Here is a 20,705-nt window from a genome sequence, read left to right on the forward strand (position 1 = left end):
TTCGAGCCGCCGCTGTCCTGGCGGCCACGGGAGTTCTCGCCGGTGTCCTGACCGGGGTCGGCGCGACGACCGCCTCGGCCGGCGATCCGATCATCACGTCCAAGGCCCTGCTGGCCGATCCGAAGGCGCCCGACGGTTCGCGCATCACCCGGGCCACCTACACCGACAATCGCAACATTCGCCTGTACGTGTATTCGGCGGCGATGGACGAGACCTTCCCGGTGGACGTGCAGCGTCCCGCCGACGCGTCCAAGGCGCGCCCGACGCTGTACCTGCTCAACGGCGCGGGCGGCGGTGAGGACGACGCGTCATGGGTGAAGAAGACCGATATCGTCAAGGGCTTCCTGAGCGACAAGAACGTCAACGTGGTTCAGCTCATCGGCGGTAAGTGGAGCTATTACACCGACTGGATCAAGGATGATCCGGTTCTGGGCCGCAACAAGTGGAAGACCTTCTTCACCCGGGAGCTGCCGCCGCTGGTCGATGCCGCGCTGGGCACCAACGGCGTGAATGCCATTGCGGGCCTGTCCACTTCGGGTACCAGCGTGCTGAATCTGGCGATCGCCAAGCCGGGCTTGTACAAGTCCGCCGCGGCGTATTCCGGGTGCGCGCAGACCTCCGATCCTACCGGCCGCGAATTCGTCAAGCTCACCGTGGACGTCTGGGGCGGTGGCGATGTGAAGAACATGTACGGTCCCGACGGCGCACCGGCCTGGGCCGAGAACGACCCGTATGTGCACGCCGACAAGTTGCGCGGGCTGAACCTGTACATCTCCTCGGGCAACGGTCTGCCGGGCGTCTACGACACGATGAACAACAAGTACGCCCTGCCCGGCGCGTATGGCCTGGCCAACCAGCTGCTGATCGGCGGCGTCATCGAGGCCGGCGTCAACTACTGCTCGCACAACCTGCAGACCAGGCTGAGGTCCCTCGGCATCCCGGCCACCTACAACTTCCGCAACACCGGCACCCACTCCTGGGGTTACTGGCACGACGATTTCCTGAGCTCCTGGCCCGTCCTGGCCAAGGGCCTGGGGCTGTAATTCGGCCTCCGCTCCGCTACTGCGGGCCGGGGCCCTCGTGACCCCGGCCTTGGAGTCGGCGTTGTTCAGAGTGGGGGGAACTGGGTTGACCTCGGGGGCTGGTGTTCGACCGAGAGTTTGCGTGGTCACATTTTTCGGGTGTCCTATGGACGAAAGTTCGGGTAGCCGTAAACTGAGCATGTGAGCATCGCGATCGTTGGTCCGGCTGCCGCGTTCCGGCGGGCGCGGTCGGCATCGATACTGCTCGGGCCCGCGTTCGTCGCGGCGATCGCGTATGTGGATCCCGGGAATGTGGCGGCAAACGTCAGCGCGGGTGCGCAGTACGGGTATCTGCTGGTGTGGGTGGTCGTGCTGGCCAATGTGATGGCCGCGCTCGTGCAATATCTCTCGGCGAAACTCGGGCTGGTCACCGGACGCTCCCTGCCGGAACTGGTGCGTGCCGCCGCCGGGCCGCGCACCCGGCTCGGGTATTGGGTGCAGGCCGAATTGGCAGCCATGGCAACCGATCTCGCGGAAGTCGTCGGCGGCGCGATCGCGCTGCAACTGCTGTTCGGGCTGCCGCTGCTGCTCGGCGGGCTGATCACCGGCGTGGTCTCGATCCTGCTGCTGACGGTGCAGAACCGGCACGGGCAGCAGCGGTTCGAGCGGGTGATCATCGGATTGCTGGCGATCATCTCGATCGGCTTCGTGGCGAGTCTGGTGATCTCGCCGCCCTCTGTCGCGGACACCGCGGGCGGGCTGGTGCCGCGCTTCCAGGACACGCACAGTGTGCTGCTGGCCGCGGCGATGATCGGCGCTACGGTCATGCCGCACGTGATCTATCTGCACTCGGGAATGTCGCGCGATCGGCACGGCCACAGCGAGCCCGGTCCGGCTCGCACCCGGCTGCTGCGCGCGAGCCGATGGGACGTCGGTATCGCGATGCTGATCGCGGGCGTGGTGAATCTATCGATGCTGCTGATGGCCGCGCACACCTTCGCCGGACACGGCGACGTCTCGACCATCCAGGACGCGTACCACGCGGTCGATCACTCGCTGGGCGCGGTCGCGGCGCTGCTGCTCGCGATCGGGCTGCTCGCCTCGGGCCTGGCCTCGACCTCGGTCGGCGCCTACGCGGGCGCGATGATCATGGAGGGGCTGCTGCGCCGCCGCATCTCACTGCTGTTGCGGCGCACGGTCACCCTCGTGCCCGCGCTGCTGATCCTCGCCGTCGGATTCGATCCGACGCGCGCGCTGATCGTCTCGCAGGTTGTGCTCTCGTTCGGCATCCCGTTCGCACTCGTGCCACTGGTGCGTTTCACCGCGAACCGCACTCTGATGGGCGTCGACGTCAACCACCGCAGCACGACAACACTGGCGTGGCTCATCGCGATCCTGATCAGTGCTTTGAACCTGTTCCTGATCTACCTGACCTGCGTCTGATTGCTGTGTTTTCGGCCTCCGCTTCGCTCCGGCGGGTTTGCCGTGTTTTTGGCCTCCGCTTCGCTCCGGCGGGTTTGCCGTGTTTTTGGCCTCCGCTTCGCTCCGGCGGGTTTGCGGCGCTCTGAGGCTCACCGCCCGGTCCCGTGTCGGGTACTCGTTCCTCGCACCCGCCACGCGTCCGGGCGGCGAGCCGCGCCGCAAACCAGGTGTTGGTGTTGTCCGGGGTTGAGGGAACGAAGGTGTGTGAGGGAACGAGGTGTATGGGGCCTCTCCTAGCCGCTCGTTTCCGCGGCGCGGCGATAACCCCGGATAGCCGGGTAGGCGAACACGACGATCGCCCCGATCGTCCAGGCGAGGGTCTTGAGCAGCGGCAGTGTGACCGCGCCGTCCCAGCACAGGCCGCGCATGGCGTCGATGGCCGTGCTCATCGGCTGATTCGCCACGGTCGACTGCAGCCAGGTCGGGTAGACCGTGGTGGGCACGAATCCGGAGTTGAAGAACATCAGCAGGGTGTTGACGATGGCGACGATGTTCACCAGCATCACCCCGCCCGAAATCGTCGCCAGCGCGGTCACCAGCACCGCGAACGCCACGCCGAACAGGACCGGGATGCCGATCATCGCCAGGGCGGCCAGCGGGCCGTTCCAGAATCGGAAACCTATGCAGAACCCGACCGCGATCACGAACAACGTGGTGATCAGCACGCGAATCGCCTCGGCCAGCAGACGTCCGGTGAGTCCGGCGGCCCGATGCACCGGCATCGTCCACATCCGGCCCAGCAGCCCGGTGTACTGCTCGTTCTTGAACCCGAGCGCGCTGACCACCGCACCCGACATCGCCGCGACCAGCGTGATCATCGGTACGGTTCCGTACTGGCTGGGCATGCCGGTGGCCGAGGTGATCGAATCGCCGAGCACGATGCGCAGCATCAGCAGCGTCAGCGCGGGATAGATGAGGGTCTGAATGGTCGTCGCGGGATCGCGCACCCACACCAGCAGAAGCCGTTTGCATTGAATCAGGCTGTGCCGCACCCATGCCGAAAGCGCGCGTTCGGATTGCGGCGGCACGATCGGCAGCGGGGCCTGTCCGCCGGGGGTCTGCGCGGACTCCATGACAACAGAACTCATTCCCGCCTCATACTCGCCCAGACCGCCAGGGGCACGAAGCAGACCGCGAGCCCGCCCAGCCACACCAGCGGCACCCACAGCACATGCCAGCTCACTCCGCTCGCGGCGGCCATATCCCGCAGGGCGAAGGAGAATTGCGAAATCGGCTGATTGCGCACGAACGGCCGAATCCAGGCCGGAAAGCCCGTCTCCGGGACGAATCCGCAGGAGAGCATGCCCAGGATCAGGGTGGGCAGCGTCAGCGCCTGGCTCAGCGACTCCGGACTCTTGGTCAGGCAACCCAGCGCATCGGCCCCGATGGCCAGGACCGTGCCGACGCCCAGCGAGAAAACGCAGAACAGCGCGGATTGCCAGACACTCGAATGCAGCCGGAATCCGATCGCGTAGCCGAACACCAGCGCGGCGATCAGCGAGGTCACCGATCGCACCAGGCCCGCCGACAGTCGCGACAGCAGCGGAACCAGACGCCCGACCGGCATGGTCTGCATGCGCGTATTCAGGCCGCTGGCCGTTTCGAACGCCGCGATCTGCGCGTTGGACATCATCGTGAACGACATGGTCTGCAGCACGATGATCGGCATCACGAACTGCTCGTAATCGATGCCCTGCACCTGCATCACCCAGCGCAGCGGCAGATAGAACCCGAGTGTGAAGACCAGCGGCGTGATCACCGCGACGATCAGTTCGCCCTTGGTGGCCATGGTCCGCACGATCCGCCCGGTCAACGCCCGCCACTGGGCGAATCCGGACGGGCGCACCAGGGTCACCCCGGTGAACAGACCACTGCCGGGCTCGGTGAGCTGTTCCGTCACTCGTGCCCGCCCGAATGGCCGGTGATGGATAGGAACACGTCGTCGAGGGAGGGCCGTCGCAGGCCGATATCGGCCAACTCCACCCCGCCCGCGTCCAGGCGGCGCAGCGCCTCGGACAGGGTGGCCGCGCCTTCGGGCGCGGGAATCGAGACCCGGTCGGTTCCGGCGGGCTGCTCGGCGAATTCCTTGGCGATCGACTCGGGGACCAGATCGCCCAGCGCGTCGATGGCCTTCACGACCTGGGTCGGATCCAGCGGGACGATCTCGCAGTAGCTGCCGCCGGTCTTCTCCTTGAGTTCGTCGGCGGTGCCCTCGGCGATCACCGTGCCGCGGTCGATGACGATGATGTTGTCGCTGAGCACATCGGCCTCTTCGAGGTACTGCGTGGTCAGCAACACCGTGATGCCCTGGTTCTTCAGGGCGATGACCAGATCCCAGACGCCCTGCCGGCTGCGCGGATCCAGGCCGGTGGTCGGCTCGTCGAGGAAGACCACCTCGGGCCGTACGACCAGCCCGCAGGCGATGTCGACGCGGCGGCGCATACCGCCGGAGTAGCCGCGCACCGCGCGCTTGCCCGCCCCGACCAGGTCGAACTCCTCGAGCAACGTATCGGCACGGTCGCGGGCGGCCTTCTTGGTCAACCCCATCAGCCGCCCGAACAACTCCAGGTTCTCCCGCCCGGACAGGTTCTCGTCCAGCGCGGCGTACTGGCCGGTCATCATGATCGATCGCCGCACACCGGCCGCATCGCTCAGCACGTCGTGCCCGGCGACCTCGGCCGTGCCCGAATCGGGGCGCAGCAGGGTGGACAGGATCTTGACCATGGTGGTCTTACCCGCGCCATTGGGTCCCAGGACGCCCAGGACCGAGCCGCGTGCGGCGGTGAAGCTGACGCCCTGCAGCGCATGGACGTCGCCGAAGGACTTGCGCACGTCGGCGACCATGACCGCGGTTTCGGGCGGCGACTCTGCGTTGTCCAAGCTCGGCATCGACTCTCCACTATGGCCGGGGGCGGCTATCGGATTGTCCGGATCGCCGTTCGTGCGTCCCGGATTGGTGATCCCTTCCACCGGGGGCGATGTTACTGGTTGGGAGTGGGGTCATGGCGGGGCCGCACGGGTAACGCGCGGATCGGGGGTGGGGCGGCCGCGGTTCGAGCGGTCCGCGAGACTTGCCGGTAATTGTGGCGTTACTCACAATTCGGGAAACCGACCGGTACGGCCTTCGTGTCGTCGCAGGTCCGGGGACGAACCGGCCGGTACGGCGAGTGCGACGGAACCTTGTCGCATTGGCCCGGCCGCCCATACTCTGACGGCAAGGGGAAGAGACGGACACTCACTTGTCCGCGGCAACCTCGTCCGGGCGGGACGTCGGGCTGCCGTGGACTCACGTCGGCGAGAGGTTGACCGATGGCAGAGTCTGCCCGAGGTGTGCACAGCGGGCCCACGGCCCGCTCCCGCGTCCTGACGTCCTTCGACCCGCGCACCGGCGAATCCGTCGGTGACTACGCGGTGATGGGCCGGGCCGAACTGACGCGCGCGGTGCGGACCGCGCGGTCCTCCGAGAAATGGTGGGCGGCACTGGGATTCGCCGGACGTAAACGCTGGTTACTGGACTGGAAGCGGATCATCGTCCGGCGCGCGGGCGAACTGGTGGACCTCATCTGCGCCGAGACCGGCAAACCCGAGGCCGACGCGGCCATCGAGGTGATGCAGGCGGTGGAGAATCTGGACTGGGCCGCGCGCAATGCCGAACGGGCACTGGGCCGTCGGCGCCTCGGCGGGAGCTGGTTCACCCGCAGCGAGCGCGCCTCGGTCGGCTATCTTCCGCTCGGCGTGGTGGGTGTGCTCGGGCCCTGGAACAATCCGGTCTACACGGCGATGGGTTCGATCGCCTACGCCATGGCCGCCGGTAACGCCGTGATCTTCAAACCCAGCGAACTCACCCCGGGCGTCGGGGTGTGGCTGGCCGAGAGCTGGGCCCGGCTCGCCCCGAATCAGCCTGTGCTGCAGGTGGTTACCGGGGACAGCACGACCGGCGCCGCGCTGTGCCGCGCGCGGGTGGACAAGATCGCCTACGCGGGCTCGGATGCCGGTGCGCGCGAGGTGATCTCGCTGTGCGCGCAGACCCTGACGCCGGTGGTCGTGGAACGTTTCGGCAAGGGCGCCATGGTCGTTCAGGTCGACGCGAAACTCGATGACGCCGCCGATGCCGCGGTCTTCGGCGCGATGTCCAACGCCGGGCAGAGTTCGGCCGGAATCCAGCGCGCCTACGTCGCCGAATCGGTGTACGAGCCGTTCCTGGAGCGGGTCGCCGCGCGTGCGGGAAAGCTGCGACCCGGTGGCGACCGCCGCGCCTCCTACGGCCCGATGATCCTGGAGTCGCAGGTGGAGGTGGTGCGTCGGCAGGTCAAGGATGCGGTCGCGCAGGGCGGGCGGCTGGTGGTCGGCGGTCTGGACTCGATCCGCGAACCCTATGTCGAGCCGATCGTGCTCGCCGACGTGCCCGAGGACTCCCAGGCGATCACCGGTGAGGCCGCGGGGCCGGTGCTGATCGTGAATCCGGTGGCGAGCATGGACGAGGCCGTGGAACGCATCAACGCCGCCGAGCACGGCGTCGCGGTCGCGGTGTTCACCCGCGATGTGCGGATGGTCCCCGAATTCGCCGAACGCATCAGAACCGGTGTGGTGACGATCAATTCATCGATGGCCTACGCCGGAATCCCCGCGATGCCCTTCGGCGGCGTCGGCGAATACGGCCAGGGGCACACACACGGCGAGGCGGGCCTGCGCGAATTCAGCCGCACCCTGTCCATCGCGCAGAAGCGTTATCGCGGCATGGTCGATCTGACCACGTTCGACCGACATCCGCGAAATCTGCGCCTGGCCAAGGCGATCTTCCGAATGCGGCACGGGCAGGGGTGACCGGGCGCGCGGTCTCAGCCTTCGGCAGGCGTGCCCAGCAGTACCGCGCGCATGAGTTCGTGGACGCGAGCAAGGCTTTCCGGGCGACGGTCGAAGCGCAGGCGGCGGCCGACGTCGACGACCTGGGCGATCGCGGCGTGTACGCGGAAGCGGGCCTCGGCGGGGTCGCCGTCGAGCAGATTCGCCCACTCGAGGACGTTCTGCCGCTGTATCGCGCGCAACCGATGCTGTTCGGCTGCAGGGAGATTCGAGAATTCGGCGAAGTAGACCGGGAGGATTTCCGGCATCGCGAAGGTGAATCGGGCGAAACGGTCGGCGATGCGCAGTGCGGCGTCGGCGCGATCGGTCGCCTCGGCCAGCGCCTCGGAGTTGGCGATCGCGACGCGCTCGCCGGTGCGGTGGAAGGCCGCGGCCAGCAGATCCGATTTGCTCGGGAAGTAGCGGTAGACGCTCGAGGCGTTGATACCGACGGCCGCGCCGATCTCCTCGATACTGGCCTCGTGATATCCCTGGCGGCCGAAGATCCGGATCGCCTCGGTGAGCAGCTGTTCGCGTTTGGAGCTCAGCGGCACGCCCCGCACGGGCGTCTCGGGTGCGGGCTCGGTCGGCGCCGGGGTCAGTTCGGTGCGCACGATCGACCAGCAGATTTCCTGCAGCAGATCGGTCAGCCGAGCGGTGGACAGGGTGGTGCGGTGCAGGGTGATGCTGCCGATCACGCCGAGCATTCCGGTGCCGATCACGTTGATGTCGGTCGGACTGTCCTCGGGGCGCAGCGCGGTGATGGCCGATTCCACCGTCGCGTGCAGTTCGTCGTAGATCTTCCGGATGCGGCGGCGGTCCTCGGGCTCGAGATACCGGCGCTCCCAGCGGTACAGCCCGCCTTCGCGGCGTACTTCGATGGTGTGTTCGGCCAGTGCGCGAATCTGCGCGGTGAGCCGGGCCTCGGGTTCGAGTGCGGGATCGTCGGCCGCCTGCGCGGCGTCCAGCAGCAGTTGCGCGCCACCCTCGGCCGCGGCGACGAGCAGCGCGTACTTGTTCCGGAAGTGCCGGTACAGGGCGGGGCCGGAGATGCCGACCTCGGCCGCGATCTCGTCGACACCGACCGGGTGGTAGCCGCGCTCACTGAACGCCTGGGCCGCGACGCGCACGATTTGTGCTTTCCGGTTCTTGGGCCGGCGCCGGACCGTCGTGCCGTCCTCTCGCGCGGAAGCGAGTCCGGACTCGCTGCGATCCGCGACCATGCACCTCTCCTTCTCTCGCACCGCCGCCTGGTTGACAGCGCCGCACAACTCATCTTAAGTTAACCACAATTCGCAATGTTAACCGTCATTCTCGCGCCGCCGCTCGCATCGACGGCCTACCTGGGAGTTGTTATGAGCAACGTCGAGCAGACCACCGCCCCGACGGGCCTGCGTGTCGTCCACGACGGCCCGGTGCTGCGTGTCACCATCGCCAATCCCAAGCGCAAGAACGCCATCAACTACGACACCATGGTCGCGCTCGGTGACGTGTTCGAGGCCGTTGTCGAGGATCGCACGGTTCGCGCGATCGTGCTGACCGGTGAGGGTACCGATTTCTGCACCGGCGCGGACCTGTCCGGGGTGGCATCCGAGGCGCAGCGCGGCATCACTTCCGATATGACCATGGATGCGGCGAACCGGCTGGTCAAGTCCATCGTCGACGCGCCGGTCCCGGTCATCGCGCGGATTCGCGGCGCGGCGGCGGGCGTCGGCGTCGCGCTGGCCCTGGCCGCCGACCTGACCTACGCGAGTGAGGACGCCTATCTGCTGCTCGCGTTCATCAACATCGGTCTGATGCCCGACGGCGGCGCGGCCGCCATGGTCGCCGCCGCGGCCGGACGCCCCCTCGCCGCGGAGATGGCGCTGCTGGGCGAGCGTCTGCCCATCGCCGAGGCGGTCCGCCACGGCCTGATCACCGGCGTTCTGTCCGCCGACGAACTCGACGCGAAGGTCGAGGCCGCCGCCGCGAAACTGTCCACCGGCCCGCGCCGCGCCCTCGCACTCACCAAGCGTGCTCTCAACGAAGCCACGCTGACCTCGCTGGACGCCGCCCTGGCCGCGGAGAAGACCGGCCAGGGCGAACTGCTCCAGTCGCCCGATTTCCTGGAGGGCGTGACCGCCATGCTCACCAAGCGCAAGGCCGTTTTCGCCGACTAGGGCCGCCGCGTCACGGTGCCCACGTTCGTCATACGCAGGGACCACCTGGGTTCCGCCTATCCGGGACACGCCAGCTCCCATGGCCCCGTCTTGGACCGAAGGAAGCGGGAATTGGCCGAGTTCGTTTCGCCTTGGGCGGCATCGGAACACCTCATATCATCTGCGTTTCGCCCACACCGGGACACTCCAGCCCCAAGACTGGGGCCCGCTCCGGTCCTGGACTGACCGGAGCGGAGGGAGGGAAGGACCGGAGTCGCGAGGGCCTCGGCCCGCCGTAGCGGAGCGGAGGCCATGGGCAGAGCCGCGCAATATCCGGGTGATGCTCATCGGCAGGTAGGCGCTACTGTGACTACATGAATTACCTGGTTACCGGGGCAACTGGGTGTATCGGTCGGTATCTCGTCCCAGAGTTGCTGAAACATAGCGGTGATATTCATGTTGTGGTGCGTCCCGGGGCCGATCCGGCGTACCGATTCGATCGGTGTGTGCGGGAGTGGGGCGCGGGCGAGCGGGTGCGGCGGGTACGCGGAGATCTCGGCGCGCCCGGCCTCGGGATCGACTCCGATTGGATTGCCGCGCACCGCGGTTCGATCGATCATGTGATTCATCTGGCCGTCGGGTACGACGCGGCGGGGCTCGGCGCGGGGACCGGTCACGTCGTTGATCTCGCCGAGCGGTTGGAAGCCGGTGCGCTGCACCACATGTCGACCGTCGAGGTAGCCGGTGCGGCCGAGGGACTGTTCGGCGAGGACATGTTCGACGTGGGGCAGGTGCTGCTCACCCCACAGCAGCGAGCCGCGTTCGAGGCCGAACGGATCGTGCGTGAGCGTTCGGCGGTGCCCTGGCGGATCTACCGGCCCTCGATCGTGGTCGGCCATTCCCGCACCGGCGAGATCGATCGGATCACCGGGCCGTACTACTTCTTCCGGCTGCTGCGGATGGCCGCGCAGTTACCGCGAATTCTGCCGTTACTGGTGCCCAAGCTCGGCGAAACCAATATGGTGCCAGTGGATTTCGTCGTCCGGGCGCTCGGACATATCGTGCACCTGCCCGTCGCCGCCGGGACCACCTACCACCTGGTCGATCCGCGCCGCCAGAGCGCCGCCGACGTGCTCAATCTGTTCGCCCACGAGGCAGGGGCTCCCCGGCTGCTGGAGGTCATGCCGCGCCAAACCTTGGACATGATGCTGCAACTCCCAGGCGTGGGCTCGATCCTGCCGCACCTGGGCGTGCCCCGAGAAGTGCTCGAGCAGAACGAATTCGGTTGCTGGTTCGACTGCCGCAATACGACCGCGGCCTTGGCGGGCACCGATATCCGGGTGCCGCCCCTGGCTGGTTACGCCCCCGTCATCTGGAAATACTGGATCGAGAACTGGGTGTGAGCCCGCCCGCTGAGTGAGCCCCGCCGGTCGGATGTGGTTGTCAGGCTGGGGTTTACGGCATGCGCGAGGTGCGCCAGGGTAAATGCGCCGTCGTTGGTGGCCCGTCGGCCGTCGTGGTACTTCGCCTCGCTCCGGCGCTCTCGGACCGGGGGTTCGTGGAATTGCGGATGCGGCCGTCGATCGGGTGTTGTGGTGCGGCGCTGTCGGTTGCGCGCCATTGTGTGGGCACGTGGCGGTTGGGGCTGTCGATGCGAGCTCTCAGATTTCGTCGAACGCGGCATCGGCACGGTCCTTCGCAGGCGCGTATTCGTAACCGAGCCAACGGTTTCGGTTGGTCCAGCCGACCAGGTCGTAGCGCCAGTGGAACGGCCAGGTGCGGGCGACGGTCATGAACAGGACCGTGGCCAGGGGCAGGTAATCCGCGTGCTCGGACAGCAGTGCGCGCTGCTCCCGGGGCGAGGCGGTGAAGAACGCCTCGAACATCGAGATCGATTGTTCGGTAGTGAGTCTGCCGAGGCCGTGAACCCCGCGCATCCGCATCCAGTAGACCAGGCGCGCCTGCCATGGCCACAGGTCCCGCACCGGGTCGCGGCCGGCCCGCAAGGCGTCGATCGCGGTGTCCGCCAGGGCGAGTGAATCCGCCACGCTGTATCCGGTGCACGGGTGCATCATTCCGCCCCGGGAGCCGAAGGGCACCGCATCACCTGCCCGTCCGGCGGCGCGGATCGCGGGCGGCGGCTGATCCAGGGGATAGTGCGCGGCCTCGCTGGGCTCGTCGCCGCGCAATGTGATTCCATGCGCGGCGAGACGATTGAGTGTCCGGCGACGCAACTCACGTTGTGGCATACCGCCGCGCAGCCCCAGGCTCGTCTCCTCGAAGATCACCGTGCCGTCGCCGAGCGGCACCGCGTACAGGAACGAGGGCGGCTCATCCGGTCCGGCCCCGTTCTCCGGGCGCCAATCCAGCAGCAGCCCTTCGCCATCGGCGACCATCGGCGCGGCGCGTTCGGCGTCCACGAAGATCCCGTGCGCACTGGCGGTCCGCCGCGCACCGGGAGAGGGAAGGCCACGCGTATCGAAAACCGTTGCGGCCGTGACGGTCGTACCGTCATCGAGTTCGACCCGATGCGCTCCCACTGAGGTCGCCCGCGCGGCCAGCACGGTCGCGTCGTCGAGCGGCAGCGCCTCGCGCAGACCGGGTTTCGACAGCACGCAATACGGCCGCTCGATCCGATGCGCGGACTGCGTCCACACCGTGGGTGCCTCGATCCGCTGCGCGATCGTGCTCTGCGGCAACCACTCCGGCAGCTCGTCGATCCAGCACGAGAACGTCGGCGGCCACAACCGCTCGGGCCGCGGATCCACCGCCACCACCCGCATCCCCGCCCGCACCGCCCGATGCGCCAGCCCCCGCCCGGCAGGCCCCAACCCCACCACGCAGAGATCCGCCTCCCCGACACGTTGACCACTCATATCTCTCATTCAATCAGTCCCGTGCCGATCATCCACACCGGTCCACAGGATCCGTCGAACGTGTCGTCCGGTGAACGAGACCCCGCTGTTCAGAGCGCTGCGCGGCTGGTCGCACCCACTCTCGGCGGTCGTGCTCGAGGCGATGCGCCTCGAATCGAAATACACAGGGTAGTTCAGTCGTCGGTTGCCAATTGTCAGGCGACGTTCCACCCTGTTTATCAGTACGAATTCGTGGAACTCGGTGTGAATGTCTGAGCGACGCCCGATTACTTCGGAGTGATCCAGGTGGTGATGTCCGCGTGGACTACCTCGATGCCGTTCTTGTCGTAGATCGAGACGGGGACGGTGAGGTCGCGGCCTTCGGTTATCTGGGTGAAATCGGGGATTTCGGGGAGTTGGGCGACCGCGCGGAGGCCGGATTCGGCCTTGGCGAGGTATTGGACGTTCATGGCCTTGGGGATCCAGCGGTGTGTGGTCGGGACGGTGGCCTCGCTGAGCATGCCCATGGCCACCTCTGCGAGGTTGCAAGCGGCGATCGCGTGGAAAGTTCCGAGGTGGTTGTGGATGCCGAACCATTTGGGTGCGGTGACCTCGCATACGCCCGGTTCGAGACGTACGACGTTCGGTACGACGGTGCCGAAGTAGGGCACTCGGGCGACCATGCCCAAAGAGAACAGCGCATGCCCGATGCGGTTGTCGGGAAGCTTCTTCCAGCCGCGGAAGGTGGCGGTCTCGTTCGTCATGCCCCTATCTTACTCGATAGTAAGTTGTGGTGGGCGTCTGTCGGTGACTGCGCGTTGGCGGGGTGGAGTCTGGTGCGAGTCCATTCTAGTTGCTTTCCTTTTGGAAAATTCTATTTCGATATCTGCCCAATATAAGTGGCGATGGTCTTACCCGATCTTGTCCCTGACCTGCGCGCCCTTCTGGAAGGCCCCGATGCGAGGGAGGATTTCCAGGCGGTCGTGACGTACATTGAGGGAGTCGGCGAATTGCTGCCCGGTGAACTCGAATCCTTCGCCGAACCACTCGGCCCCATCGCCAAGGAGGTCATCGTGACAACAGCTGAAATGCGAGAAGCGCGCGGTCGCGCGGCAACACTGATCGACCAGTTGGTCGAGAAGTTCGGTGACCTGGATTCTGTGGTTGAGCAGGCTGTGTACGCGGCCGATGTCGAACAGTTGAGGGTGTGGTCGCGGCGAGTGCTGAGGGCTGCCACTCTCGAGGAGACGCTTTCGTCGAGCAGCTGACGTGTGTTGGGGTGGGCGAGTGTTGCGGGCGACCGCGCTGGATTAGATGTTGGCCTGGGTATTTCGTGACCTGGGAAATTCGGCGGCGGGCCGTGCTTCGCATCGGGGTGGGTACACGGGGATTTCTCGGGGCGCATCACTCGTGTGGGGAGGGCGGATCAGCTTGCGAGGTGATGGAATTGGGGGCGGGGGATTTCTACGATGGGCCTGTGATGGCTGTTGGGCGGATGAGGCGGTGGGGCCTTTTCACGCTGGTGGGGGTGTTCCTGCTGGTGGGGATGAGTGGGGTCGCGGGTGCTGATGCGCCGTCTTCGGGTGGGGATGTGGCTGTTGCGCAGACGCTGGGGGATCGGGAATTGACCGTTGTGTTGCGGCGGGTGACGTCGGTGCCGGGGCCGTTGCAGGTCGAGGTGGTTACTCATGCGGGGAGTGCGGGTGGGCGGTTGTCGTTGGCGTTGACGTCCACGGGGGCATCTTCGAAGGCGTCGTCGCCTCCGCCGGGAGTGCCCACCGATCGGGGCGCGGTGCAACTCGGTAATGCGCCGGGGATGTATTCGACGACATTGCGGGTGGATCGCCCGGGGCCTTGGGAGTTGGCCATCGATGACGGGCGGCAGGTCGCGCGGATACCGTTCGTTGTGTCCGAGCAGGTGACCACGCCGCCGGAACGTTTCGTCTACGGCGGATTCCTGGCTGCCGGTGTGCTGCTGCCGGTTTCGATTCTGGTGGCGGTTCGGGCTCGGCGCAGTGCGTGGGCACTGTTGCCTGCCGGGGGGATGGTGGCGGGGCTCGCGGTGGCGATCACCGCCGCGGTGCTGTCCGCCTCGTTGCCGCTGCCACCGCAGCCCGGGGTGCAACTCGATCCCGACGTGGACAACGTGAGCAACCCGTATGCCCTTGGGCAGCCGTTGGTTTCGGACTTCTCCCGGCCGCCGGTGATGCTCGGCCTGTCCGGCGCGCCGCTGAGTGCCGGGCAGCCCGGCGATCTCGACCTGAATCTGACCGATGCGGCCACCGGAGCTCCCGTGGACGATCTGATCATCGAGGACGGCGCGCTGATCCACCTGCTGGCGGTCGGCCCCGGCGGTGAGCTCTGGCATCTGCATCCGATCCGAATTGCCCCGGGCCACTTCAGGATTCAATTCACCCCACCCGAAGCCGGACACTATGCGCTGTCCGCCGAACTGGCCCGGCGCGGCGGGGGCGTGCAAATGGTCCGCGCCGCAAGCGGTTTCACCGTCGCGCCGGGACGGGCCACCGGCACGGCACCGCCACACACCGCGAACCCGGTACATCTCGGCCACGGTGTCACGACCACGTCGACCACGGTGGACGCCACCCCGATCACCGTGACCACCACCGCGGCAACGGCGGGCACCCCCATCACCCTCACCGCGACCGTCGGCAACACCTCCGACCTGCAACCCTGGCTCGGCATGGTCGGGCACATGATCGTCGCCGGACCGCTACCCGATTCCGACACCGACATCGGCACCGCCGTGCAGAACGCCCCGGTGTGGGGCCACGCGCACTCGATGGGCGGCATGTCGATGCCGGGAATGAACAACCAATCCGGAAGCGGAACAACGACTTCCGGCATGGCAACGCCCGACGTGCATTCCGAGCCGGGGCCGATTGCAACGCCTCAGGCCCGGTCGACCACTCCGAACATGCCTGGAATGAACGATGGTTCGGCCACGAGCACTCCACCCATGCCCGATATGCCGGGGATGAGCAGCAGTTCTGGCACGAGCAATCCGGTGATGCCGAACATGCCTGGAATGGACAACAGTTCGAGAAAGAGCACTCCGAACATGCCGAACACGCCCGGGATGAACGACAATTCCGGCACCAGCACTCCGGTGATGCCGAACATGCCCGGTATGAACGGTGGTTCGGATATGAATGCACCGAATCCGGGGATGAACACAGCGAATCCCGGTGGCGCGATGCTGATGTTCCCGGTGAACGGCGACAGCGCTCCCGACGAGACGGTCGCCGCCTACGGTCCGGCAGTGCCGTTCACCTTCACCTTCCTGGCCCCGGGCCACTACCGGGTCTGGATCCAGGTCGAGCGGAATTACAGCGTGATCACCATCCCGGTCGTTCTCGATGTCGAGCCCTCGGGAGCATCGCGATGACAGTCGGAATATCTCGTTCGTGGTCACCGAAATCGGCAGCGGCACAGATGATTACGCAGGTGGATGCGGGGGGTTTCAGGCGGTCGGAAGGTCATCGTGAACCCGCCGCCGGGTCGGTGACTGCCCGGGGTTCGGAACGAATGCCCGGCGAGCGGACGGTATATCGCGGTCCGGCCCGACATGCGGTGCCGAGGGATGGCGAGGCTGTGCGATGACGACGAACCCGAAGGCTGTTGCGGAACCAGGCGAGCCCGTGGTCCGCGAACCCCGCGCACGATCGGTGCGGGTGGCCGGGGTTCCCGTACTGGTGGTCGCGCTCGTTGGTCTCGTCGGATGGTTACTGTGGCCGACGCCTCCGGGGCATCTCGTAATGCACAGCGGCACAGCGGATCACATCGTCACTGTGACATTGGGCAGTTCTCGGATGGGGGACACCGGAGTCGATATCGAACTGACCGATCGTGCGGGTCGGTCGGTGAACAACGCCGTTGTCCAGGTGCAGGCGGTGGAACCTCGGATGGGGTACTCGGATGCGCCTGTCACCGCGACGGTGAGTGGGGAAGGTCGTTATCACGCACCGGACGTGTCGTTCATGATGACCGGGCCGTGGGAGCTGCGGTTGTCCGTCGTTGCCGGTGACGCGACCGATCACCTGTCCGTACCGCTGTGGATCAGCGGATGAGAAACATCGCGGTGCGGCAGCACCGGATGGGAGGATCACGATGAGTGAGTACAGGGAGCGACCGGTCGGATCGCTGTCGGATACTCGGGAGAGAACGACCCGTTCGCGGGAGAATGCGGGGGAGACGTTGTGAGCGCATCGATTCCGTTCGACGCGGCGCAGGGCGAGCGGGCGGTGCCTGCCAGCCGCATCGCCGTGGCCGAGACCACCGGGACGGCGGCGCGGGCGGGAGCCTGGGTCGTTCTGCTCGGCATCGTCGTCACAACGGTCGGGACGAGCTGGGATATCCAGTGGCACACCGACGTCGGGCCGGACACCTTCTTCACCCTGCCGCATCTGTTCCTCTACTCCGGCAGCGCGATCTCCGGATTCGCCAGCCTCGCCGTCGTGCTTCTGACGACCTCGGCGCAACGGGCGGGCCGGGAGGCCCCGCGTGCGGGCGGCACGCCGATCCGGGTCTTCGGCGGGACGCTCACCGCACCGATCGGCTATATGGTCTCCGGCGCGGGCGCGGCGTTGTTCCTGCTCTACGGCCTGTTCGATCTGGAGTGGCATTCGATCTACGGATTCGACGCGGTACTCAACACCCCGTCGCACGTGGCGCTGTTCCTGTCCATCGCGACGACCATGATCGGCAGCATCATCGTGTTCTCGGCGCATCGCGACGAGCTGTGGGGCCGGGTCGGGCTGGTGTTCGCGACGGTACTGATGATCTCCTACGCCCCGATCCCCGCCGACGGGCTGAACAATCTGCGACTGCCGGTCGACGCCATGGTCGCGGCCACCGTGCTGTTCGCGCCGATGCTGCTCATCATGGGCGCGCTCGTCCTCGGGCGCGCCGGATCCGCCCTGGCCATCGGCGTGGCGATGAGCGTCACGCAGGGGCTGCTGTGGTGGTTCTCGCCATGGGCCGCGCACGTGTACGCCTCGGCCGTCGGCCTGCCCCTGCGCGACAGCCTGCTGCCGCTGCCGCCCTCGTTCCCGAGCATCATGCCGATGTTCCTGATCGTCGCCGCGGTCGCCGTGGAGGGAATGTTCGCGCTGGCCAGGGCCCGGAATCTGGATCCGCATCGCACCGTGCTGGCGACCGGCGTGGTCGCGGGCGTCATCCTCGGCGTCGGCCTGCCGCTACAGACGATCCTGACCGATCCGGTCGCGCAGATCACAGCGTCGATGTTCACCGTCATCGCGGTCCTCGGGATCCCGTTCGGGCTCGTCGCCGGATTCTTCGGCGGACGTTTCGCCGCCGTGCTGCGCACCCTGGTATCGCGGGAGACCTTGTGACCGAACGTATTACGGGTGATCGCAGCAGTATCGCGATCGCTGGCACCGCCCTGCGCCGGCTGACCGTGCTGCTGCTCGCGGCGGCCACGCTGGGCCTGATCACGGCCGGTCCGGCCGCCGCCTACCAACCTGTGAACATCGTGCACACCGAACGGGTGCAGGTCGGCTCGTACGGCGTCACCGTCGGATTCACCACCTGGCCGATCCGCGCCATGCAGTCGCTGGACTTCACCTTCCTGCCCGACGGCGGCATCGCCGGAAAATCCGGAACCCTGAAGATCAACGGACCCGATCGCCGGGCCACCCGCCGGGTGCAACCGCTCGTGCGACACCCGCGCAAACGCGACTCCTGGGGTCTGGACGTCAAATCCCTCAACGTCTCCGGCGACTACGGCTTCACCTTCGTCATCGACGGTCCGCAGGGGCGCGGCGAAGGAACGCTGCAAGGGGTCCGGGTCCTCGAACAGCCCGGCCCGCCGTTGCCGCTGAGCTGGACGTTGGGTCTGCTGCCGCTGGCCGGTCTGCTGGTATTCCTCGTGGTCGTGTGGCGCAGACTGCGCCCCGGTAAGCTGCCGCTGACGATCTGAAGCAGGGAGAACGCGGGGTCATCGGTCTCACAGGACCCCGATTTGGAGTCGCCGCCGGGGCTCGTGCATACTTGTCGGGTTGCCTTCACCGGGTGGCCTGTGTCTGTATCGGTGGAGGCGGGCAGTACCCACAGTATCGGTGTCGAGTCCGGCGCGGATACGTCCGGGACAGCGTTCTACCGGCCCAATGGAGAGTTATCCGGGGCCGAAGAATGAGCGGAAAGGCGACACGCCCGACCGCGTGGACCGGAAGAACCATGACAGATGAACAGCGGCGATGGATCGGGCAGCCTCTCTCGAAGAGATCCGGTCGTAGGTAGTACGGATGCGTCTGCTGTCTTCGTAGGTTCGGGCATGCAAATGAGGGTGCTTCGGGAGGCGACTCCCGGATCACGACGAAAGCGGAGAAAAGGACACTCAGCGTGGCGGGACAGAAGATCCGCATCAGGCTCAAGGCCTACGACCATGAGGCGATCGACGCGTCTGCGCGCAAGATCGTCGAGACGGTGACCCGCACCGGTGCCCGCGTCGTCGGGCCGGTGCCGTTGCCGACCGAGAAGAACGTGTACTGCGTCATCCGTTCGCCGCACAAGTACAAGGACTCGCGCGAGCACTTCGAGATGCGTACGCACAAGCGGCTGATCGACATCCTCGACCCGACGCCGAAGACGGTGGACGCGCTCATGCGCATCGACCTCCCGGCCAGCGTCGACGTCAACATTCAGTGACGGGGACTTCGAATATGACTGACAACAAGAGCCGTCCGGCCGCGGGCATCCTGGGCACCAAGCTCGGCATGACCCAGGTCTTCGACGAGAAGAACCGCGTCGTTCCCGTGACCGTCGTCAAGGCGGGCCCGAACGTCGTCACCCAGATCCGCACCGTGGAGCGCGACGGCTACTCGGCCGTTCAGGTCGCCTTCGGCGCCATCGACCCGCGCAAGGTGAACAAGCCGGAGTCCGGCCAGTTCGCCAAGGCCGGTGTCACACCGCGTCGCCACGTCGCCGAGATCCGCGTCGCCGACGCCTCGACCTTCGAGGTGGGCCAGGAGATCAGCGCCGACGCGTTCGAAGAGGGCGCGTTCGTCGACGTGACCGGCACCAGCAAGGGCAAGGGCTTCGCCGGAACCATGAAGCGCCACGGCTTCCGCGGCCAGGGCGCCTCGCACGGTGCGCAGGCCGTGCACCGCCGCCCGGGTTCGATCGGTGGCTGCTCCACTCCCGGTCGCGTGTTCAAGGGCATGCGGATGTCGGGCCGGATGGGTAGCGACCGTGTCACCACGCAGAACCTCTCGGTCCACAAGGTGGACGCCGAGAACGGCCTGCTGCTGATCAAGGGTGCGATCCCGGGCCGCAAGGGCGGCGTCGTGATCGTCAAGAGTGCAGTGAAGGGTGGTGCCCGGGCATGAGCACCGAGACAGTGACCGCTGAAAAGAAGACCAACCTGACGCTTCCGGTCAAAGAGCCGGGCGGCAAGACCAACGGCACCGTCGAACTCCCCGCGGAGATCTTCGACGTCACCGCCAACGTCGCGCTGATGCACCAGGTCGTCGTGGCCCAGCAGGCCGCGGCTCGCCAGGGCACCCACGCGACCAAGACTCGCGGCGAGGTCCGCGGTGGTGGCAAGAAGCCGTACCGGCAGAAGGGCACCGGCCGCGCCCGCCAGGGTTCGACCCGCGCGCCGCAGTTCACCGGCGGTGGCACCGTGCACGGCCCGCAGCCGCGCGACTACTCGCAGCGCCTGCCCAAGAAGATGAAGGCCGCCGCGCTGCGTGGCGCGCTGTCGGACCGGGCGCGGAACGAGCGGATCCACGTGATCACCGAACTCGTTGCGGGACAGACCCCTTCGACCAAGACCGCCAAGAACTTCCTGGCCGAGCTGTCGGAGCGGAAGAACATCCTGGTCGTCGTCGGTCGCGAGGACGCCACCGCGTGGAAGAGCGTGGCGAACCTGCAGGGCGTGCACCCCATCGCTCCCGACCAGCTGAACACCTACGACGTCCTCAAGAGCGACGACGTGATCTTCTCGGTCGAGGCGCTCAACGCCTTCGTGCACGGCCCCGCCGAAGCTGCACAGGAGGACAGCAAGTGACCACCATCGCCGATCCCCGCGACATCCTGCTCGCGCCGGTCATCTCCGAGAAGTCCTACGGACTGATCGAGGAGGGCACCTACACCTTCCTGGTGCACCCGGACTCGAACAAGACGCAGATCAAGATCGCCGTCGAGAAGGTTTTCGGCGTGAAGGTGACCAGCGTCAACACCGCCAACCGTCAGGGCAAGCGCAAGCGGACCCGCTTCGGTTACGGCCAGCGCAAGAGCACCAAGCGCGCGCTCGTGACCCTCTCGGCCGACAGCAAGCCCATCGAGATCTTCGGAGGCTCTGTCGCGTAAGCGGCGGAGAA

Annotated in this window: 20 protein-coding genes; 14 read left to right on the forward strand and 6 right to left on the reverse strand. The window is 66.9% G+C overall.

Features of this window, described 5'->3' with window-relative positions; translation table 11 throughout:
• Positions 1-47: 47 nt before the first annotated feature.
• Both NM2_RS09735 and NM2_RS09740 read left to right on the forward strand, forming a co-directional pair.
• On the forward strand, positions 48-1,043 hold the full coding sequence (locus NM2_RS09735) for an alpha/beta hydrolase (protein ID WP_067666905.1): 996 nt from the start codon (positions 48-50) through the stop codon (positions 1,041-1,043).
• 180 nt (positions 1,044-1,223) lie between these two features.
• The gene (locus NM2_RS09740) at positions 1,224-2,465 is read left to right on the forward strand and encodes an Nramp family divalent metal transporter (RefSeq protein WP_245717934.1); all 1,242 of its coding nucleotides are present in this window, start codon (positions 1,224-1,226) and stop codon (positions 2,463-2,465) included.
• Between the two features lie 272 nt (positions 2,466-2,737).
• On the opposite strand, the gene NM2_RS09745 is transcribed toward NM2_RS09740, so the two are convergent.
• Genes NM2_RS09745 through NM2_RS09755 form a run of 3 tightly spaced genes read right to left on the reverse strand, consistent with a single transcriptional unit; the run spans position 2,738 to position 5,393 of the window.
• A complete protein-coding gene (locus NM2_RS09745) occupies positions 2,738-3,577 on the reverse strand; it encodes an ABC transporter permease (RefSeq protein ID WP_067666908.1) in 840 nt (279 codons plus the stop codon).
• 11 nt (positions 3,578-3,588) lie between these two features.
• Positions 3,589-4,404 (reverse strand): ABC transporter permease, encoded by an 816-nt coding sequence (locus NM2_RS09750; RefSeq protein WP_067666823.1) that lies wholly within the window; start codon positions 4,402-4,404, stop codon positions 3,589-3,591.
• On the reverse strand, positions 4,401-5,393 hold the full coding sequence (locus NM2_RS09755; protein WP_067666825.1) for a daunorubicin/doxorubicin resistance ABC transporter ATP-binding protein DrrA: 993 nt from the start codon (positions 5,391-5,393) through the stop codon (positions 4,401-4,403). Before NM2_RS09755 ends, NM2_RS09750 begins: the two co-directional genes overlap by 4 nt.
• A 420-nt stretch (positions 5,394-5,813) precedes the next feature.
• Here NM2_RS09755 and NM2_RS09760 point away from each other — a divergent pair, with 420 nt between their 5' ends.
• Positions 5,814-7,328 carry an aldehyde dehydrogenase family protein gene (locus NM2_RS09760; protein WP_067666827.1) on the forward strand — a complete coding sequence of 505 codons (1,515 nt, stop codon included), beginning with the start codon at positions 5,814-5,816 and terminating at the stop codon, positions 7,326-7,328.
• A gap of 14 nt (positions 7,329-7,342) precedes the next feature.
• Here NM2_RS09760 and NM2_RS09765 read toward each other — a convergent pair whose 3' ends face one another.
• On the reverse strand, positions 7,343-8,569 hold the full coding sequence (locus tag NM2_RS09765; RefSeq protein WP_067666829.1) for a TetR/AcrR family transcriptional regulator: 1,227 nt from the start codon (positions 8,567-8,569) through the stop codon (positions 7,343-7,345).
• A gap of 132 nt (positions 8,570-8,701) precedes the next feature.
• On the opposite strand from NM2_RS09765, the gene NM2_RS09770 reads away from it, so the two are divergent.
• Both NM2_RS09770 and NM2_RS09775 read left to right on the forward strand, forming a co-directional pair.
• Entirely contained in the window at positions 8,702-9,505 is an 804-nt protein-coding gene (locus tag NM2_RS09770; RefSeq protein WP_067666831.1) for an enoyl-CoA hydratase-related protein, read from the forward strand.
• Positions 9,506-9,858: 353 nt separating this feature from the next.
• The gene (locus tag NM2_RS09775; RefSeq protein WP_067666833.1) at positions 9,859-10,887 is read left to right on the forward strand and encodes an SDR family oxidoreductase; all 1,029 of its coding nucleotides are present in this window, start codon (positions 9,859-9,861) and stop codon (positions 10,885-10,887) included.
• Positions 10,888-11,145: 258 nt separating this feature from the next.
• On the opposite strand, the gene NM2_RS09780 is transcribed toward NM2_RS09775, so the two are convergent.
• The gene (locus tag NM2_RS09780) at positions 11,146-12,360 is read right to left on the reverse strand and encodes a lycopene cyclase family protein (protein WP_067666835.1); all 1,215 of its coding nucleotides are present in this window, start codon (positions 12,358-12,360) and stop codon (positions 11,146-11,148) included.
• 266 nt (positions 12,361-12,626) lie between these two features.
• Positions 12,627-13,103 carry a hotdog fold domain-containing protein gene (locus tag NM2_RS09785; protein ID WP_067666837.1) on the reverse strand — a complete coding sequence of 159 codons (477 nt, stop codon included), beginning with the start codon at positions 13,101-13,103 and terminating at the stop codon, positions 12,627-12,629.
• Positions 13,104-13,244: 141 nt separating this feature from the next.
• Between NM2_RS09785 and NM2_RS09790 the strand changes: the two genes are divergently transcribed.
• The 9 genes from NM2_RS09790 to rplW all read left to right on the forward strand — a co-directional run bounded on the left by NM2_RS09790 (position 13,245) and on the right by rplW (position 20,694).
• Positions 13,245-13,607 (forward strand): hypothetical protein, encoded by a 363-nt coding sequence (locus NM2_RS09790; protein ID WP_067666839.1) that lies wholly within the window; start codon positions 13,245-13,247, stop codon positions 13,605-13,607.
• A gap of 212 nt (positions 13,608-13,819) precedes the next feature.
• A complete protein-coding gene (locus NM2_RS50650) occupies positions 13,820-15,748 on the forward strand; it encodes a hypothetical protein (RefSeq protein ID WP_245717938.1) in 1,929 nt (642 codons plus the stop codon).
• Between the two features lie 211 nt (positions 15,749-15,959).
• Positions 15,960-16,430, forward strand: coding sequence for a FixH family protein (locus NM2_RS47330; RefSeq protein WP_084530644.1), 471 nt, complete (start codon positions 15,960-15,962; stop codon positions 16,428-16,430).
• A 129-nt stretch (positions 16,431-16,559) separates the two neighbouring features.
• On the forward strand, positions 16,560-17,714 hold the full coding sequence (locus NM2_RS09805) for a hypothetical protein (RefSeq protein ID WP_067666845.1): 1,155 nt from the start codon (positions 16,560-16,562) through the stop codon (positions 17,712-17,714).
• Between the two features lie 65 nt (positions 17,715-17,779).
• The gene (locus NM2_RS09810; RefSeq protein ID WP_218025883.1) at positions 17,780-18,301 is read left to right on the forward strand and encodes a hypothetical protein; all 522 of its coding nucleotides are present in this window, start codon (positions 17,780-17,782) and stop codon (positions 18,299-18,301) included.
• 422 nt (positions 18,302-18,723) lie between these two features.
• Positions 18,724-19,029 carry a 30S ribosomal protein S10 gene (gene rpsJ / locus NM2_RS09815; RefSeq protein WP_003938093.1) on the forward strand — a complete coding sequence of 102 codons (306 nt, stop codon included), beginning with the start codon at positions 18,724-18,726 and terminating at the stop codon, positions 19,027-19,029.
• 14 nt (positions 19,030-19,043) lie between these two features.
• Positions 19,044-19,709, forward strand: a complete 666-nt coding sequence (rplC, locus tag NM2_RS09820) for a 50S ribosomal protein L3 (protein WP_067666847.1) — start codon at positions 19,044-19,046, stop codon at positions 19,707-19,709.
• Positions 19,706-20,392 (forward strand): 50S ribosomal protein L4, encoded by a 687-nt coding sequence (gene rplD, locus NM2_RS09825; RefSeq protein ID WP_067666849.1) that lies wholly within the window; start codon positions 19,706-19,708, stop codon positions 20,390-20,392. Before rplC ends, rplD begins: the two co-directional genes overlap by 4 nt.
• Positions 20,389-20,694 carry a 50S ribosomal protein L23 gene (gene rplW, locus NM2_RS09830; RefSeq protein WP_067666854.1) on the forward strand — a complete coding sequence of 102 codons (306 nt, stop codon included), beginning with the start codon at positions 20,389-20,391 and terminating at the stop codon, positions 20,692-20,694. Before rplD ends, rplW begins: the two co-directional genes overlap by 4 nt.
• Positions 20,695-20,705 lie beyond the last annotated feature (11 nt).

This window comes from Nocardia miyunensis NBRC 108239 (assembly GCF_001613065.1).
Lineage (GTDB): Bacteria > Actinomycetota > Actinomycetes > Mycobacteriales > Mycobacteriaceae > Nocardia > Nocardia miyunensis.